General features: G+C 47.6%; 13 protein-coding genes and 1 pseudogene. 12 read left to right on the forward strand and 2 right to left on the reverse strand.

Translation table 11 applies throughout. From position 1 onward, the window contains the following. From AC3EBE_RS06445 to gnd, 4 genes and pseudogenes are all read left to right on the forward strand, one after another. Positions 1 to 230 (forward strand): annotated as a pseudogene (locus AC3EBE_RS06445) (hypothetical protein); the annotation flags it as partial. A gap of 133 nt (positions 231 to 363) precedes the next feature. After that, positions 364 to 1,116 (forward strand): type I methionyl aminopeptidase, encoded by a 753-nt coding sequence (gene map / locus AC3EBE_RS06450; RefSeq protein ID WP_488594197.1) that lies wholly within the window; start codon positions 364 to 366, stop codon positions 1,114 to 1,116. Between the two features lie 432 nt (positions 1,117 to 1,548). Then, entirely contained in the window at positions 1,549 to 2,409 is an 861-nt protein-coding gene (locus tag AC3EBE_RS06455; protein WP_488594198.1) for a MurR/RpiR family transcriptional regulator, read from the forward strand. A gap of 92 nt (positions 2,410 to 2,501) precedes the next feature. Further along, positions 2,502 to 3,404 carry a phosphogluconate dehydrogenase (NAD(+)-dependent, decarboxylating) gene (gene gnd, locus AC3EBE_RS06460; protein ID WP_488594199.1) on the forward strand — a complete coding sequence of 301 codons (903 nt, stop codon included), beginning with the start codon at positions 2,502 to 2,504 and terminating at the stop codon, positions 3,402 to 3,404. 86 nt (positions 3,405 to 3,490) lie between these two features. On the opposite strand, the gene AC3EBE_RS06465 is transcribed toward gnd, so the two are convergent. Together AC3EBE_RS06465 and AC3EBE_RS06470 are read right to left on the reverse strand one after the other, a co-directional pair. Next, entirely contained in the window at positions 3,491 to 3,916 is a 426-nt protein-coding gene (locus AC3EBE_RS06465; protein WP_488594200.1) for a cysteine hydrolase family protein, read from the reverse strand. 12 nt (positions 3,917 to 3,928) lie between these two features. Further along, complete coding sequence (locus tag AC3EBE_RS06470) at positions 3,929 to 4,060, reverse strand: hypothetical protein (RefSeq protein WP_488594201.1); 132 nt, start codon at positions 4,058 to 4,060, stop codon at positions 3,929 to 3,931. A 154-nt stretch (positions 4,061 to 4,214) separates the two neighbouring features. Here AC3EBE_RS06470 and AC3EBE_RS06475 point away from each other — a divergent pair, with 154 nt between their 5' ends. From AC3EBE_RS06475 to AC3EBE_RS06510, 8 genes are all read left to right on the forward strand, one after another. Next, positions 4,215 to 5,222: an ABC transporter substrate-binding protein gene (locus AC3EBE_RS06475; protein WP_488594202.1), complete on the forward strand. Its 1,008-nt coding sequence runs from the start codon at positions 4,215 to 4,217 to the stop codon at positions 5,220 to 5,222. Beyond that, positions 5,219 to 7,330 carry an ATP-binding protein gene (locus AC3EBE_RS06480; protein ID WP_488594203.1) on the forward strand — a complete coding sequence of 704 codons (2,112 nt, stop codon included), beginning with the start codon at positions 5,219 to 5,221 and terminating at the stop codon, positions 7,328 to 7,330. Before AC3EBE_RS06475 ends, AC3EBE_RS06480 begins: the two co-directional genes overlap by 4 nt. Beyond that, positions 7,302 to 8,639, forward strand: coding sequence for a sigma-54-dependent transcriptional regulator (locus tag AC3EBE_RS06485; RefSeq protein WP_488594204.1), 1,338 nt, complete (start codon positions 7,302 to 7,304; stop codon positions 8,637 to 8,639). The genes AC3EBE_RS06480 and AC3EBE_RS06485 overlap by 29 nt, the downstream gene beginning before the upstream one ends. Positions 8,640 to 8,788: 149 nt before the next feature. Next, positions 8,789 to 9,550, forward strand: a complete 762-nt coding sequence (locus AC3EBE_RS06490) for an SDR family oxidoreductase (protein WP_488594205.1) — start codon at positions 8,789 to 8,791, stop codon at positions 9,548 to 9,550. A 288-nt stretch (positions 9,551 to 9,838) separates the two neighbouring features. Beyond that, on the forward strand, positions 9,839 to 10,039 hold the full coding sequence (tatA, locus tag AC3EBE_RS06495; RefSeq protein ID WP_488594206.1) for a twin-arginine translocase TatA/TatE family subunit: 201 nt from the start codon (positions 9,839 to 9,841) through the stop codon (positions 10,037 to 10,039). 17 nt (positions 10,040 to 10,056) lie between these two features. After that, a complete protein-coding gene (locus AC3EBE_RS06500; protein WP_488594207.1) occupies positions 10,057 to 10,950 on the forward strand; it encodes a 4Fe-4S dicluster domain-containing protein in 894 nt (297 codons plus the stop codon). A 12-nt stretch (positions 10,951 to 10,962) separates the two neighbouring features. Further along, positions 10,963 to 12,255, forward strand: coding sequence for an NrfD/PsrC family molybdoenzyme membrane anchor subunit (gene nrfD, locus AC3EBE_RS06505; protein ID WP_488594208.1), 1,293 nt, complete (start codon positions 10,963 to 10,965; stop codon positions 12,253 to 12,255). Next, on the forward strand, positions 12,245 to 15,343 hold the full coding sequence (locus AC3EBE_RS06510; RefSeq protein ID WP_488594209.1) for a molybdopterin-dependent oxidoreductase: 3,099 nt from the start codon (positions 12,245 to 12,247) through the stop codon (positions 15,341 to 15,343). Before nrfD ends, AC3EBE_RS06510 begins: the two co-directional genes overlap by 11 nt. Positions 15,344 to 15,569: the final 226 nt, after the last annotated feature.

Raw genomic sequence — 15,569 nt, forward strand, 5'->3', positions numbered from 1 at the left:
CGCAGGAGCAAAGCGACGAGGAGGCTCACCGCACGCCCCAAGAAAAATTCGCTCTTGAAAAAGCCGGCAATTGGGCTTTTTCAAAATTTTTCAGAGGAAAGCGAAGCGCCTGGAACGGAAATCAACAGCCTTTTATTGCAAAGCCTTCTTTAAAAAACCATTTTGAAGAGATTTTAAAAGCATATAGGAAAGACCCTTTTGCGAAGGCAGAAGGGTTTTTTTCTGGATAAAAGCATTCCTAATAAAACAAGCACAACAAAGAAAAAACCTCACCCGAGATAAAAAAAGAACATTTTGCGAAACATCCCATATAAGATAATATAGAATAAGGTATCAGTCTGTATGGAACAGGGAGTTGACGGAATGATTGTTTTAAAATCAGCACGGGAAATCGAAAATATGAAGGCGGCCGGCAAGTTGCTTGCTTCCGTTCATAAAGAGCTTCGTTCATTGATCCAGCCGGGCGTGACAACCATGGAAATTGACCAGTTTGTTGATGATTATCTGAAAAAGCATGGTGCCACTCCGGAGCAGAAGGGGTATCGTGATTATAAATACGCTACTTGCGCCAGTATCAACGATGAGGTTTGCCATGGCTTCCCACGGAAAGAAGGGCTGCAAAATGGCGATATCGTCACAATCGATATGGTCGTGAACCTTAACGGTGCGCTTGCGGATTCGGCCTGGAGCTATGCAGTCGGTGAGGTGAGCGATGAGGCTCAAAAGCTGCTTGATGTGACGAAGGAAGCGCTGTACCGGGGAATTGCTGCTTCTGTGCCAGGCAATCGCGTTGGTGATATCGGCCATGCGATCCAATCTTATGTGGAAGAAGAAGGTTTTTCTGTCGTCCGCGAATTCATCGGGCATGGAATTGGCTCTGTCATCCACGAAAAGCCGGATATTCCGCACTATGGCTTGCCAGGAAAAGGGCCCCGCCTGAAAGAAGGAATGGTGTTCACGATCGAGCCAATGGTTAATGTCGGTGAATGGAAGACGAAGATGGACAATAACGGCTGGACAGCAAGGACAGTGGACGGAAAGCTTTCTGCCCAATATGAACACACCATCGCAATTACCAAGGAAGGTCCAATCATTTTGACACAGCAAGAAGATTAAGCAGAGCCAACTCCGGTTTGGCTCTATTTTTTAGCTCATGTGAAAAAAAATTTCATCCAAGATAGATAGTCCGGAAAATTATTTGTTAAAATAAGGATGTTTTCGCAAAGATTGTTGCCTTCACCAATGTTGAATTGAGATCCTGTTTCTCTTCGTTCCAGGCGCGAAGACTCCTTCGGGATGAAGCGGGACAGGTGAGACCTAGGTAGAAATGGCCTGAGAAGAAGGGCCATTTTACCCCGCAGAAGCGAAGCGACGAGGAGGCTCACCGCCCGCCCCGAGGAAAGCGAAGCGCCTGGAACGGAAATCAACAGCCTGTTATTGCAAATCCTCCTTTAAAACCATATAGAAGGAGATTTCAAAAATATATAGAATAGCAACAAAGTTTTAGAAAAGAGCCTAAAATAAAGACGACAAAAAGGAGGCGGACGCATGGCTAATGAAATGAATACGCAGAATGTCATTGTAAAAATAAAAGCAATCTACTCATCATTGTCCTCCAGGGAAAAAGCGGTCGCAGATTACGTCCTGAAAAATCCTCAGGAAATCATTCATCTTTCGATCACCGAGTTCTCTGAAAACAGCTCCGTCGCCGAAGCGACTATCTTCCGGTTTTGCAAACGGCTGGGTTTCCGGGGCTATCAAGCTTTTAAAATTGCCCTCGCCAGTGAAGTTGTCGAGCCAATCAAGAATATCCACGAAGAAATCAAGGAAGAGGATCAAGTCCTGACACTTGCCGAAAAAGTTTTCACCGGCCATATCGAGGCGATCAAGGATACATTGAACCTGCTGGACGCAAAGGTTTTGGAGGAAATCGTCGACATCCTGAGCAAGGCCAATAGGATTGATTTTTACGGCTCGGGCGGTTCATCAGCCATCGCGCTTGACGCCTACCACAAGTTTTTGCGGACAGGCATCAACTGTCATGCCCACAGCGACGGCCATCAGCAAATCATTTCTGCAGCATTGCTTGGTCCGGGACAGGCAGCCATCGGGATTTCTCACAGCGGCAGCAACAAAGATGTCATAGAAGCACTCAGGATTGCAAAAGCTAATGGAGCAGCAACCATCGCGATTACCAATCACTATAAATCGCCTCTCACCAGGGAAGCGGACCATGTTTTATATACGACATCAAGAGAAACTTATTTCCGTTCGGAGGCGCTGGCCTCCAGGCTTGTGCAGCTGAGCCTGATTGATGTCCTGCATGTTGCTGTCTCTGTAAGGAAGCAGGAGGAGACTCTTGGCAATCTGCAAAAAATCAGGGAAGCGATTTCGTTTAAGAGATATTAGAGATGTTTCGTGAAAATAATTTTCATTTTTTAATGTACATATGAAAAATAATTTGATACCATCAGGATATAACGAAAAAGGAGTGCATCTACGTGAAACTAGGAATGGTTGGCCTTGGAAAAATGGGCTTTAATCTTGTACTGAACTTAATGGAAAACGGCCATGAGGTTGTGGCGAATGATATCAACCAGGAAGCAATGAAGAATATCGAAGCAAAAGGCGCGCAAATTGCCGCTGACTATAAAGCAATGACAGAAATGCTGCCAAAGCCACGCGTGATTTGGCTGATGATCCCTGCTGGCGAACTGATCGACCAGGTAATCGAGAACTTCATTCCTCATTTAGAAGAGGGAGACATCCTGATCGATGGCGGAAACTCAAACTACAAGGATACACTGCGCCGTGCAGAAAAGCTGTCTGCTTCAGGCATCCAGTTCATGGATGTCGGAACAAGTGGAGGGATGGAAGGTGCTCGTAACGGTGCATGTACAATGATTGGCGGCGACGCGGAAGTGTTCGCTCATGTTGAGCAAATCTTCAAGGACATCTCGATTGAAAATGGCTACCTGTACACTGGCAAGGTGGGAAGCGGCCACTTCCTGAAGATGGTCCACAACGGCATCGAGTACGGCATGATGCAGGCAATCGCTGAAGGCTTTGAAATTCTTGAGAAAAGCCCATTCGATTATGACTACAAAGAAGTATCACGCGTTTGGAACCATGGATCCGTTATCCGCAGCTGGCTGATGGAACTGATGGAAAATGCATTCTCCAAAGAGCCTAAGCTTGAAAGCATCAAAGGTGTGATGCATTCATCAGGCGAAGGAAAATGGACAGTCGAAACAGCACTTGACCTGCAAACTGCAGCACCAGTCATTGCATTGTCCCTGATGATGCGCTACCGCTCACTGGAAGACGACACATTCACAGGCAAGGTCGTTGCCGCACTAAGAAACGAATTCGGCGGACATGCTGTGGAGCGTAAAGATAACTAAGGCTCTGGCCCCCTGCTCACATTTCGGGGATCTCAGTTTTTCGATAAAAAGAGGTTCGGGAATTCCGAACCTCTTTTTTATATAATTTATTTTCGAATATTTGGTTGTTTATCACCTAATCCAATAAGGTCTTTTGATTTTATAAGATTAGCACCCAACAAAGAGAGATTTCTAATCGCTTTATCCCTTTTCTGGTCATTTGCACCCGCAACTGCGTCCTCTATCACATAAACTGTAAGGCCTCTTTTTATAGCTCCTTTTGCCGTTGCAGTTACACAGCCTTCAGCAAACAATCCTGCAATAATAATATTATTTATATGGTTTTCCTGAATATAGTCCGCTAAGGATGGATTTGAGAATGCATCGCCTTTATTTTTAGCAAAGTAAGTATTGCCCACGACCATAAGCTGTCCAGTTAATTGTGCACCAGCACTTCCTTTTAAAGCAGCATTTTTCCGAAACCAATTTGATATAAATTGGTGCCTCTCAAATTCATTTCCAATGTAGACCACATGCATATGTCCCTAATTAATATTGCTAAGAATCTTATTGATTGTTTCAATCATGGGTTTCACTTGATTTTTTGCGGCAGGGAACCTCGCTTCAAGGTCTGTAAAATCCTTCTGGACATCTAATACAAATATTGCAGATTCCATACACTTTCACCTCACCTGAGATAATATTCGATTAAAGTGCGCCTTTCTCCTTTTTGGGAATGAATACGTTCATAAAATTATCCTTTTTTGCAAGCTGTCTACATTGCTTTTTCCGTTATAGTGGAGATGAAGAGAAGATTGGGGTGCGGCTTGCATGAAAACGAAATGGTATTTCTTTTTCCTTACGACGATTGCTGTTTCGGCGGCGCTGTATGCCTGGATTGGTGTACAGGAGGAAGATCCTGCCGAAATTGGAATCCTGATGATTGGCGATAATCGATTTGAAAAGTTCGCGGGCTTACAGGCCGGTCTCGAGGAATTGGGTTTCGGCAAAAATGAACTTCATTATACAGTGCTGAATGCGAAGGATGATGAGTCGAGACTAGACAAGGAAATTGAGAAGCTGCTTGCTTCCGGCCCTGACTTAATCGTTACGCTGGGCGGAATAGAAACCGTCGCCTTAAAAGATAAAATGGAACAGCAAAAGAAAGAAATTCCGGTTGTTTTCGCAGGACTGGCTGCGCCGAAGGAACTCGGACTGATCCAGGATTACAAGTCTCCGGGCGGCCTTTTTACAGGGATCAACAATTACCATGCCAGCATTTCCGGCAAACGCCTTGAGATGCTGACCTCGCTGGTTCCAGCAATTGTAAAGGTCCATGTCATCTATGACAGCAAAATAGAGGTCAGCAAACTGAGCCTGAAGGAAACGAGGGCGGCGGCTAATACATTAGGAGTTCCGATCGTCCCCTGTGATGCAAGCTCTAAAGAATGCATGGATTCGCTGTGGAAAAATATCAGGAAGAATGAAGGCATCCTGGTGCTGCCAAGCTTCAGGATTGAATCTCTGACCAACCAGATTGTAATGCTTACGGAAGAAAAAAAGGTCCCGTCGATGGGACTGTATGATTTTGAAGCGGAAAAAGGGCTGCTGGCAAGCTATGGTGCTAGCTTCCATGAGCAGGGGTACCAGGCGTCACGCTTCGTCAGCCTCATTCTTCAGGGCAACAAGCCGGGCGATTTGCCAGTGGAGCTTCCGGATGGCATTCGATTCGTCATCAACCAGCAGACAAAGGATTCACTTGGGGTCCGTTATAATCAAGGGCTGCTTTCGATAGCTGAGCTGATTTATCCTGAAGTGCAGGGTGGGAGCAAGCGATGAAATCCCTGATGAACTTTTTGCATTCACAAACGATCAGGAATAAGGTGCTTGTGTTTGGCGTGGCGATGTCGACCATTCCGCTTCTGCTCATCAGCATTTATTATTTTTCCTTTGTAAAATCGGACCTTGAAAACAGGATACTCGAAAAACAAAATTTAATGCTCGAAAACCTGTCGCGGGAAATTGAATTCGATTTCCATCAGACATTCCAGCAGATCCAGGCTCTAGTGTCCATGAAGCAGGGTGATTCAAAAAACAGCGCGATGTATGAGCTCCTGCAGCAAAGCGAATCAATTGAAGAAGTCATCATAGCAGATGATAAGGGCTTTGTGGAGCAAAGAGTGTCCCGCTATGAACTGAATCTGCCGGGCGGGCACGAGCGGTGGTTCCCCGACAAAATGTGGTTCCGCCTCCAGACAGATGAGAAGGTTTATGGAGAGGTGGAGTTCAACCAGTACGGTCAGCCAATCATGAAGCTGGCGGTTCCTTTTTATGAAAATGATTCAAAAAAAGCGGTTGGCGTCGTGATCCAGCTGCAAAAGATGATTGGCAAAATTTCGTCGATGCGCCAGGATCATTCCTCATACATCTATTTAGTGGATGAAAGGGACCGGGTCATTGCCCATCAGGATTATAGCAAGCTGTGGCATAAACAGGGTGCTGCCGGCGAAGGCGATAATATTGGCGTCACGGCCACTCTGAAGGATTTGGATTGGGTGCTCGTGATGGAGCAGCCGAAAATGACGGCGTTTGCTCCGATTTACAAGATGCTGCAAAACGGAATCGGAGCGGTTGCCCTGCTGATTCTCACCGTAAGTTTGATCAGCGTCTGGGCGGGGCTTTATTTTACCAGGCCGATCGAAATGATTGACCGGGAAATGAACCGTCTTAAGCAGGGCCGCAATATCCGCCCGCTCCATATGAAAAGGAGTGATGAACTTGGCAAGCTGGCCGATTCGTTCAATGATATGAGCAAAGAGCTGCTGGAGAAATCACGGCAGCTTGAGCAGGAAAAAGAACGGCTGAGCGTCGTCGTGAACGGAATTGGTGCCGGACTTGCGCTTGTCACAAAGGAGTATCGCATTACCTGGATGAATCCAATCTTGAAAGGCTGGCTCAAGGATGAGCGCTTGACGCTTCCGTGCTATGCCGTAATTGGCGGCGAGAGCACTCCATGCCTGAACTGTCCCATTACCTGTCCCGATCTGGATAAAATCGCGGACGAAGTGATGAAGTTCAAGGATGGCCCAAGCGGGGAGCGGATTTTCAGGCATAGGGTCTTTCCGCTCAACCATGCAATCGAGGAAGAGGGAGAATTCCTCGTTGTCCTTGAGGATATCACCGAACAGAAGCAGCTTGAGGAGACAATGATCCAGACGGATAAGCTGAGCGCGCTTGGCATCATGGCCTCAAGCTTTGCACATGAAGTCAATAACCCGCTTGCGACCATCAATGTGTACGCCGAGGATTTGATCGACCGGATCCAGGCAGCTGACGAGGAACTGGATGAATCCGAAATGTCCTATTATTTGAAAAAGATTAAAGAAAATACAGAGCGCTGTAAACGGATTACGAGTAATCTGCTTAATTTTTCACGGAAGAACGATTGGACAGATGACCATATCAATGTAAAAGAAATCATTGAAAACAGCATCAGCCTTGTTGAACACCAGCTGAAGAAGCAGCGGGTCCAGATAGAGCTTGCCATCGAGGATTCCTTGCCAATCATTAAGGGTGACGGCCTGAAGCTGATGCAGGTGCTGGTGAACCTGATTAATAATGCCGTTGATGCGATGGAGAGCAATGGCAGGCTGCTGGTTTTGGCAAACAGAAATGAGGCTAGCCTGTCAATCAAAGTTACGGACAATGGCCACGGCATTCCGCAAGAAGCGATGGATAAGCTGTTTGATCCGTTTTTCACGACAAAGCCGATTGGCAAAGGAACGGGTCTTGGGCTGTCTGTCTGCTATGGCATTATTCAGCAGTTCGGCGGGACGATCCAGATTGACAGCAAGCCGGGGGCAGGCACAACAGTCGAAATCCAGCTGCCGGCACAGAAATTCATGGAGGTGAAGGACGATGTCAGCAACAAGGCTGCTAGTCGTTGATGATGAACAGGATTTGCTTGAGCTTTTGGTCAGGCGCCTGAAGCGGAAAGGCTTCCAGGTAGACAGTGCCGGGAACGCCGAAGATGCCCTTGAGCTTGTGGGGAAAAATGACTATGACATCGGTGTATATGATATCAGGCTGCCAGGCATGGATGGAATCCAGCTGTTAAAAGAAACAAAGAAAACCCAGCCCGACACGGAAATTCTGATTTTAACAGGGCATGGCACAATCGATACCGCAATCGAAGCGATGAAGGTCGGCGCCTTCGATTACATCACCAAGCCTTACAATCTTTCAGAGCTGGAGCTGACTATCGCGAAAGCCGCAGAGAATAAGAGTCTGAAAGAAAAGAATGACAGCATGAAGAAAATCATCGCCAAGCACAATGAGTTCAACATTATTGGAGAAAGTGGCAATTTTAAAGAAGTGCTGGAGATGACAAGGAGGATTGCCGACAGCGATGTTCCTGTACTGATACAAGGTGAGAGCGGGACAGGGAAGGAGCTGTTCGCGAAGGCTCTCCATTACTGGAGCAGCCGTTCCGAAGAACCATTCGTCCCGGTGAATTCAGGTGCACTGCCCGAGCAGCTTCTGGAAAGCGAGTTATTCGGGCACGTACGCGGTGCTTTTACAGGTGCCAGCCAGGATAAAAAGGGACTGGTGGAAGCAGCTAAAGGAGGCACACTGTTTCTGGATGAATTGGGCGAAATGCCTTTGGCTCTTCAGGTAAAATTGCTCCGCTTCCTGGAAACAGGCGAATTCCGGCGGGTCGGCGATGTTCGCGAGCGCCATGTTAAAGTCCGTGTGGTGGCCGCAACGAATCGTGATATGGAGAAAGAGGTTTCCGAAGGCCGCTTCCGTGAAGATCTGTATTACCGGCTGAATGTCGTCAAGCTGACAATCCCGCCATTGCGTGAGCGGAAGGCGGATTTGCCAGTGCTGATTGAGCATTTTATTGGGAAAACAAAGGCACCGACGAAACAGCTGTCTCCTGAAGCACTGGCTGCGTTCGAACAATACGATTTCCCCGGCAATGTAAGGGAGCTGAGCCACCTGATCGAACGCGGTGTGCTGTTATCGAAAGGAAGCTTGATCGAAGCAGAGGACCTGCTTTTGCCAAATGCCAGAGCTGGAGCAGCAGCTCAGCCCAGTGCTGCCACGCTTTGCTCGCTGGAAGAAGTCGAGAAAGTGCACATCGAAAACGCATTAAAGCAGATGAACTGGAACAAAACTAAGGCTGCTGATGTGCTTGGAATCAGTGTCCGCAATCTGTACCGGAAGATTGATCAATTTGGGCTGAGGGAATAGTCATGGGGAAGCATTTATTTGCTTCCTTTTTTATTTTGGATAATTATAGAATCGGTTCAGTATAAATTCTGTTATTATTTGGATATTGAGCCGTGAATAATCATAGTGATTTTGGAATATTTAATACAGTGCAGAAAGGAGCGATCGATGTGAATGTATTGATAACAGGATCAACGGGTCAGCTTGGAACGGCTTTGATCGATAGATTGAGAGAAACCGATTATCATGTCAAATTAACGTCAAGAAGGAAACCTGAAGCTGAGGCGCAATACGAATGGGTCTACAGCGATTTGTTGTCTGGAGAAGGTCTGGAAGATGCGGTAAAAGGTGCAGATGTAGTTATTCATGCTGCGACAAGCCCGGTGAAAAACTCAAAGCTGATTGATGTTGATGGATTGAAACGGTTTCTGGATAAGCTGGAAAATATCAAGCATTTCATCTATCCATCAATTGTCGGCATAAATGAAATACCATTTAAATATTACCGGCATAAAGTCGAGGCAGAAGAATTGCTGCAGCAAAGCAATGTTCCTTATTCGATTGTACGGGCGACTCAGTTCCACAGCTTTGTTGATGATTTATTTTTATCTAAGAGTCTATTAAAAAGATACTTTGTTCCTGGAAACATGAAATTCCAAACCGTAGATACGGCTGATTTTGCGGACCATTTAATTGGCTTGATTGATAAAGGTCCCCAGGGAAGGGGGGAGGACTTTGGCGGGCCTGAAATTATGACTCTGAGAGAAATGGCTGAACTGAAGATCAAAGATGTTCATGAAGCAAAGAAAGTGGTCAGTTTTTCGATACCGGGTAAGTTTCACAAGGCACTTGTGGATGGCAAAAATACAAATGCGGTGAGAAGAACAGGGAAAGTGACATTTGAAGAATACCTTAGAACAAAAAATAAGTAAGTGTACATAAACGGTATTCAGTTGCAACTTCAATTTAATCATGCCAAAATGTCATGTGCCAAAATTGCATGCCTAAGACAAAATGTCACAAAATAAAGCGGCTGTTAGCGAGCATCAATCTCGTTACAGCCGCTTTTTCTTGTTCACAAAAGTGTCAATAATCCCCTCATCCTTACTCCAGCAAGGTATTCCAAGCTATTACCTCGATTGAAGATTCCCATGCCAAAAAAGTTGGCACGCCACTTGCAACATAAATAAGCGAATAAAAAATAAAAAGGATGTGGCATTATGCTATCCAATATTGGCGTACCTGGACTGATTTTAATCCTCACACTTGCTCTGATCATCTTCGGACCGAAAAAGCTTCCGGAAATCGGCAGGGCATTTGGCCAAACATTGAAGGAATTCAAAAAGTCGACGAGAGAGCTGACAAGCGATATTACGGACGATATCACAGAAGACCTGAAGGAAATCAAGAAGGAATTATAACGCACAAAAAGAGGTGAATGATGATGGGTCTATTTTCAAATGAAACCAAAGTGGATTATGACAAAATCGTCGATAAGATGCTCCCAGATGCAAAAAAGGAATTGGATGAATCGCAGTATGATACCCAGCTGGGCCTGAATATGGCGCGCGACGCCAGGAAGGTCATCAGCGGAAAACTCAAAATCGAGGACTTCCATAAAGTGTATTCCTCTTCACTCACACAGGAATTCGGTAACTACTACGCTTCCGCAAATGGGCCGGATATCAGGAAAGGGGACGGGCCGAAGTGGGCGATGGTCATCGACCTGAAAAAATGTGTCGGCTGTGATACTTGTACAGTCAGCTGCAAGGCTGAAAATCGCACACCGCCTGGTATCTCTTACAATGTCGTTATGGAATCCCTCGAAGGCGAGTTCCCGAATATCAAGGCGGTCAACCTGCCGAGGCCGTGCATGCAATGTGACAAGCCGGCATGCGCCCAGGTTTGCCCGACAAGAGCAACCTACAAGATGGAGAACGGAATTGTCGCTATCGACAACGACCGCTGCATCGGCTGCCGTTACTGCATTGTTGCCTGTCCGTACGGCGCACGCTCATTTGATTTCGGTGAAAGCTATGAACAGGAAATGACCGGATATAACGATGTAACAAGCCCAGAGTACGGCGTTGAACGCGGCAACCGGGAAAAAGGCAAGACACCGATTGGCACGGTCCGTAAATGCAGCTTCTGCTTCCACCGCCTGCAGCGGGGCGAAGAGCCAGCATGCGTGGAAACCTGCATCGGCGACGCCCGCTTCTTCGGCGACATCAGCGATCCAAACAGTGTGGTATCCAAACTGGCCGCAAGCCCAAGAGCATTCCGCCTGAAGGAAGAGCTTGGCACACATCCGAACGTCATTTATTTACGATAGGGGGGACTGGAAATGTCCAATCTTGCTGTTGATTTAAAACAGAAAAGCACAGCTAAAACAAAGATAAACGTAAACGTGTCAAAAGCTTTTAAAATCTGGATTTCTGCGCTGACCATAGCATTCCTGATCGGCGGATACTTTATTATTGAACGCTTTTTCACAGGCCTGGCAGCTACGAATCTATCAAGCATCACGCCATGGGGTGCCTGGATCGCCTTCTATATTTTCTTTGTCGGCTTGAGCGCGGGATCATTCCTGCTTTCAACCTTAATCTATGTCTTTGGAATGGAAGAATACGAGAGAGTCGGGAAGGCAGCGCTGTTCACAGCCATCGTCTGTATGATCGTTGCGCTGACATTCGTGCTGATGGACCTTGGCCGGCCAGAAAGGCTGCTGAACGCAGTCATTTACTGGAACGTCACTTCGCCGCTCGCCTGGGAAGTCCACTTTTACCTAGTCTACATCGGACTGCTGACAGCTGAACTGTATATCGCGATGAGGGAGGACCTTGTCCGCGCGGCAAAGACGAATACATTAAAAGGATTCATCGCACGATTCATCACGTTCAAGAACGCAACCATCAATGCTGCTACCAAGAAGCGTGACCATATGTGGATGAAAATCCTCGGCACAATCGGGATCCCGCTGGCAATCCTCGGTGTACACGGCGGTACCGGAACGATTTTTGCAGTGGTAAAAGCACGCCCAGCATGGAATACAGCGCTGTTCCCAATCATCTTCGTCGTGTCGGCAATGGTATCGGGAACCGCCTTGCTTTTAGCGATGTACATCATTAAGAAAAAAGTGCAGAAACAGCCAATCAACCAAGAAATGGTCGTTTCGTTGGCTAAATTGATGGTCGGCTTCCTGATCATCGACCTTGGTCTACAATTCTATGAATATTTGATTGGCTGGTACGGCCTTGAGGCAGAACACCTTGATTCACTGGCAACGATGATGGCGAGCGAAAAGGCATGGTCGTTCTGGATTGTGCAAATGTTCCTTGGAGCAGTCGTGCCGATCACGATTGTTTTCTGGAAAAAAACGAGCCAAAACATCAACGCGCTTTTGGCAGCTGCTGTCCTGATCGTCATCGGAATCATCGGCGTCCGCTTCAACATTGTTGTGCCTCCGCTTGTGGTGCCAGTGTTCCACGAGCTGCCGTGGGGAAATTATGCACCGACAATCAAGGAATGGATGGTCAGTGTCGGTGTCGTCGCGATGGGACTATTAATCTATTCATTTGGCGAGCTGCTGCTGCCAATCGAAGAAACTTCTGACGAGGTGAGCCATAATGGAAAATAAACCAATGAAACGGCGCGGCTTTTTAAAAGCGCTTGGAACGCTTGGTGCAGTCGCATTTGTAGGGCCGGCATTCGTTGGCCCGATCAAGCAGGTAATGGGGAATGTCTGGGTTGATACACCACACGGAACAGGCACAGATTATCAGGATTATACAGCAGAAAACGTCATCTTCACATCATGCCAGCAATGCAACGCAACTTGTACAATCAAGACTTACATTACAGCTGGAGCTGCGGCTGGGGCATATTCATCCATCGTCCGCAAAATCGCGGGGAACCAGTACAGCCCAATCAATATGGTGCAAATCGGCCATATCAATTATGATACGCCGGTTGCCCAGGCGGTTAAAGGGACTGGAGATGTCGCTAAAATGGGACGCGGCCTCCGCGGGGGACGCACCTGCCTGAAAGGGCAGGCCGGCATCCAGACCAACTATGATGCTTTCAGGATCCAGAAGCCATTGAAGCGTGTCGGAGAGCGCGGCAGCGGTGTCTGGAAAACGGTCAGCTGGGATGAAGCGTACAAGGAAATCCTCGAAGGCAGCAAGGACCTCGGCACTCCTGGGTTAAAAGAAATGTGGAAGTACGTTCCCGAAGAAGGTGTCATGGCCGACTGGGATAAGCTGAAGGCTGGCGAAATGACGAAAGCTGCGTTCGAGAGAAAATATAAGGATGTCCTTATCGATACAAACCATCCTGATCTAGGTCCAAAAGCGAACCAGATTGCCGTCATGGCAGGACACCGGCGTGAATTCATCGAGCGTCTTGCGGTCGGCAGCCTTGGTACGGCAAACTTTTACGACCATGGAGGCTATTGCGGAATCACCAGCGTAATGGGCAATGCCCGTTCGCATGAAGCCGAAAAGCCTAAGAAGCGGATGATTCCGGATTACGACAACGCCGAAATGGTCATCGTCTGGGGAACAAACCCGATGGTGGCGAACCGCGGGCCGACCACATTCGCGCCGCAAATCACCAACGCAATCGAGCGCGGCATGAAAATGGTCGTCATTGATCCGCGCTTCAGCAAAACTGCAGAGAAGGCGCATGTCTGGGTTCCGGTAAAACCAGGCGGGGACGGAGCGCTTGCTTTGGCGATGTGCCGCTGGATCATTGAAAACAACCGTTATGATGATATTTACCTTCGCAACCCGAACCAGGAGGCCGCGAATGAAGACGGCGAAACTACCTGGAGTGATGCATCCTTCCTTATCAACATGGGAGAGAAGAAGCGTCCATTCGTCAAGGCTCAGGATCTCGGAATTGGCGGCGAGGAATTCGTTGTCATTGAAAATGGCAGACCAGTGCCGCATACGAAAGCAAGGAGCGGCGATCTTGATGTCGATACAACCATCAATGGAATAAAAGTGAAATCCGTATTCAGGATTTTCAAAGAAAAAGTAATGGAAAAATCAATCGAGGAATACGCCAGGCAGGCAGATGTTCCGGCTGAACAAATCATCCAGATTGCCCGTGAGTTCACATCACATGGCAAAAAGGTCGGCATCCATGCCTACCGTGGACCGGCTATGCATACAAATGGCTATTACAGCGTCCGCGCCATCAACATGCTGAACCATCTTGTCGGAAACCATGACTGGAAGGGCGGCGACACTGTACTCGGTGCGAAGTTCAAAGCAACTGAAGGACGCTATGACCTTGCTTCGGTTCCAAATGCCAACAAGGCATGGGGCATCCCGGTAACAAGGCATAAGGTTCCTTATGAAAAAACATCCCTGTTCGAGAAGGATGGCTATCCAGCGAAGCGTCCGTGGTACCCACTAGGAAACAAGCTCATCCAGGACGTCCTTCCAAGCTCGGCTGAGGGTTATCCATATAAAATCAGGGCGCTACTGATCAACCGGACTTCGCCTGTCATGGCTGGCCCGAGATCGGATATGCAGGCAAAGTTCATCCGGGACCCTAAGGTCGTTGAATTGGTGGTTTCATCTGACACAATGATAGGAGAGACCTCCAGGTACGCTGACTTCATTTTACCGGACCTTGCCTATCTTGAAAGCTGGAATGCGGAGGATATCTTCCCGATCCTGAAGCATAAGTTTGCGGGCGTTATCCAGCCGGTGACAAGAGTGGTGCCTGATGCGCGCCCAACGGAACAGGTGTACATCGATCTATTGAAAGGAATGGGCCTTCCAGGTGTAGGCGATAAGGCTTTTGCAGATGGTACAGCATTAAACACACCGGAAGATTACTATGTAAAACGGATTGCCAATATCGCCTATGACGGCAAGAAACCAGTCAAGGATGCGAATGCAGAAGAACTTGCGATTTTTGAAAAAGCAAGGCAGAAGGCGCTGGGCAAATATTTCGACATCCAGAAGCTGAAAAATGCCGTCAAACCGGAAGAATGGAAAAAGGTCGTATATGTATTGAACCGCGGCGGCCGCTTTGAGGCTGCAGGCGACGAATATGTCGGCAACAAGCTTAAGTATCAGTGGGCAAAACAGGTTTATTTTTACGATGATAAAGCAGCAGGCTTTAAGAGTGCATACACCGGCAAGTTCTTTGAAGGCGTTCCGGTTGCAGAAGAAATCAAGACTTACGACGGTGAAGTTTACCAGCCAAACAAGCCGCTCCAGTTCATCAACTGGAAATCACGGAACATGGCTACACACCGTACCGAAGGCAATGCATGGCTCCGTGAAATCAAGCCTGAAAACTATCTGTGGATCAACCCGGTTGATGCCAGGAAGAAGGGCATCAAAACGGATGATGAAATTGTGATTTCATCCAATAATGCCAAGGTGAAGGGCCGGGCGCTGGTAACCCCGGGCATCAAACCTGGCGTCGTCGGCGCGAACTTCAGCTTCGGTCATGAGGCCTATGGTTCGAAGGCAGTCAAAATTGACGGCAAAATCATCGAGCCTGCCGGAAAATACGGCCATACAGGCTATGAATTCAATAAACCGCTCCATGAGGAATCAGGCTACGCAAAACCGCGCGGACGCGGATTCTCTGTCAACGCCCTGTCAGACCGCGATGGCAGCTACTTTGAAGGCTATCTCGCAGACTTGCTGATTGGCGGTCCGGCACAGCAGGACGTCTATGTGGATGTGGAAAAAGCATAAAGCATCGGGGCCAGCTCCGAAGAATTTTTTAAAAATAAGGCTGTGCTATATACCAATGTTGAATTATAATCCTGTTTCTCTTCGTTCCAGGCGCGCAGACTCCTTCGGGATGAGCGGGCAGGTGAGACCCCGCAGGAGCAAAGCGACGAGGAGGCTCACCGCACGCCCCGAGGAAAGCGAAGCGCCTGGAACAAAAATCAACAGCTTTGTATAACAGAGCCAACAA

Source organism: Mesobacillus sp. (genome assembly GCF_057785455.1).

Excerpts from the sequence above, each read along its gene's own strand:
- AC3EBE_RS06500 (WP_488594207.1), top strand. The coding sequence starts at position 10,057 with ATGATGATGGGTCTATTTTCAAATGAAACCAAAGTGGATTATGACAAA.
- AC3EBE_RS06455 (WP_488594198.1), top strand. The coding sequence starts at position 1,549 with ATGGCTAATGAAATGAATACGCAGAATGTCATTGTAAAAATAAAAGCA.
- AC3EBE_RS06510 (WP_488594209.1), top strand. The coding sequence starts at position 12,245 with ATGGAAAATAAACCAATGAAACGGCGCGGCTTTTTAAAAGCGCTTGGA.
- AC3EBE_RS06475 (WP_488594202.1), top strand. The coding sequence starts at position 4,215 with ATGAAAACGAAATGGTATTTCTTTTTCCTTACGACGATTGCTGTTTCG.
- AC3EBE_RS06485 (WP_488594204.1), top strand. The coding sequence starts at position 7,302 with ATGTCAGCAACAAGGCTGCTAGTCGTTGATGATGAACAGGATTTGCTT.
- AC3EBE_RS06480 (WP_488594203.1), top strand. The coding sequence starts at position 5,219 with ATGAAATCCCTGATGAACTTTTTGCATTCACAAACGATCAGGAATAAG.
- map (WP_488594197.1), top strand. The coding sequence starts at position 364 with ATGATTGTTTTAAAATCAGCACGGGAAATCGAAAATATGAAGGCGGCC.
- nrfD (WP_488594208.1), top strand. The coding sequence starts at position 10,963 with ATGTCCAATCTTGCTGTTGATTTAAAACAGAAAAGCACAGCTAAAACA.
- AC3EBE_RS06470 (WP_488594201.1), bottom strand. The coding sequence starts at position 4,060 with ATGGAATCTGCAATATTTGTATTAGATGTCCAGAAGGATTTTACAGAC.
- tatA (WP_488594206.1), top strand. The coding sequence starts at position 9,839 with ATGCTATCCAATATTGGCGTACCTGGACTGATTTTAATCCTCACACTT.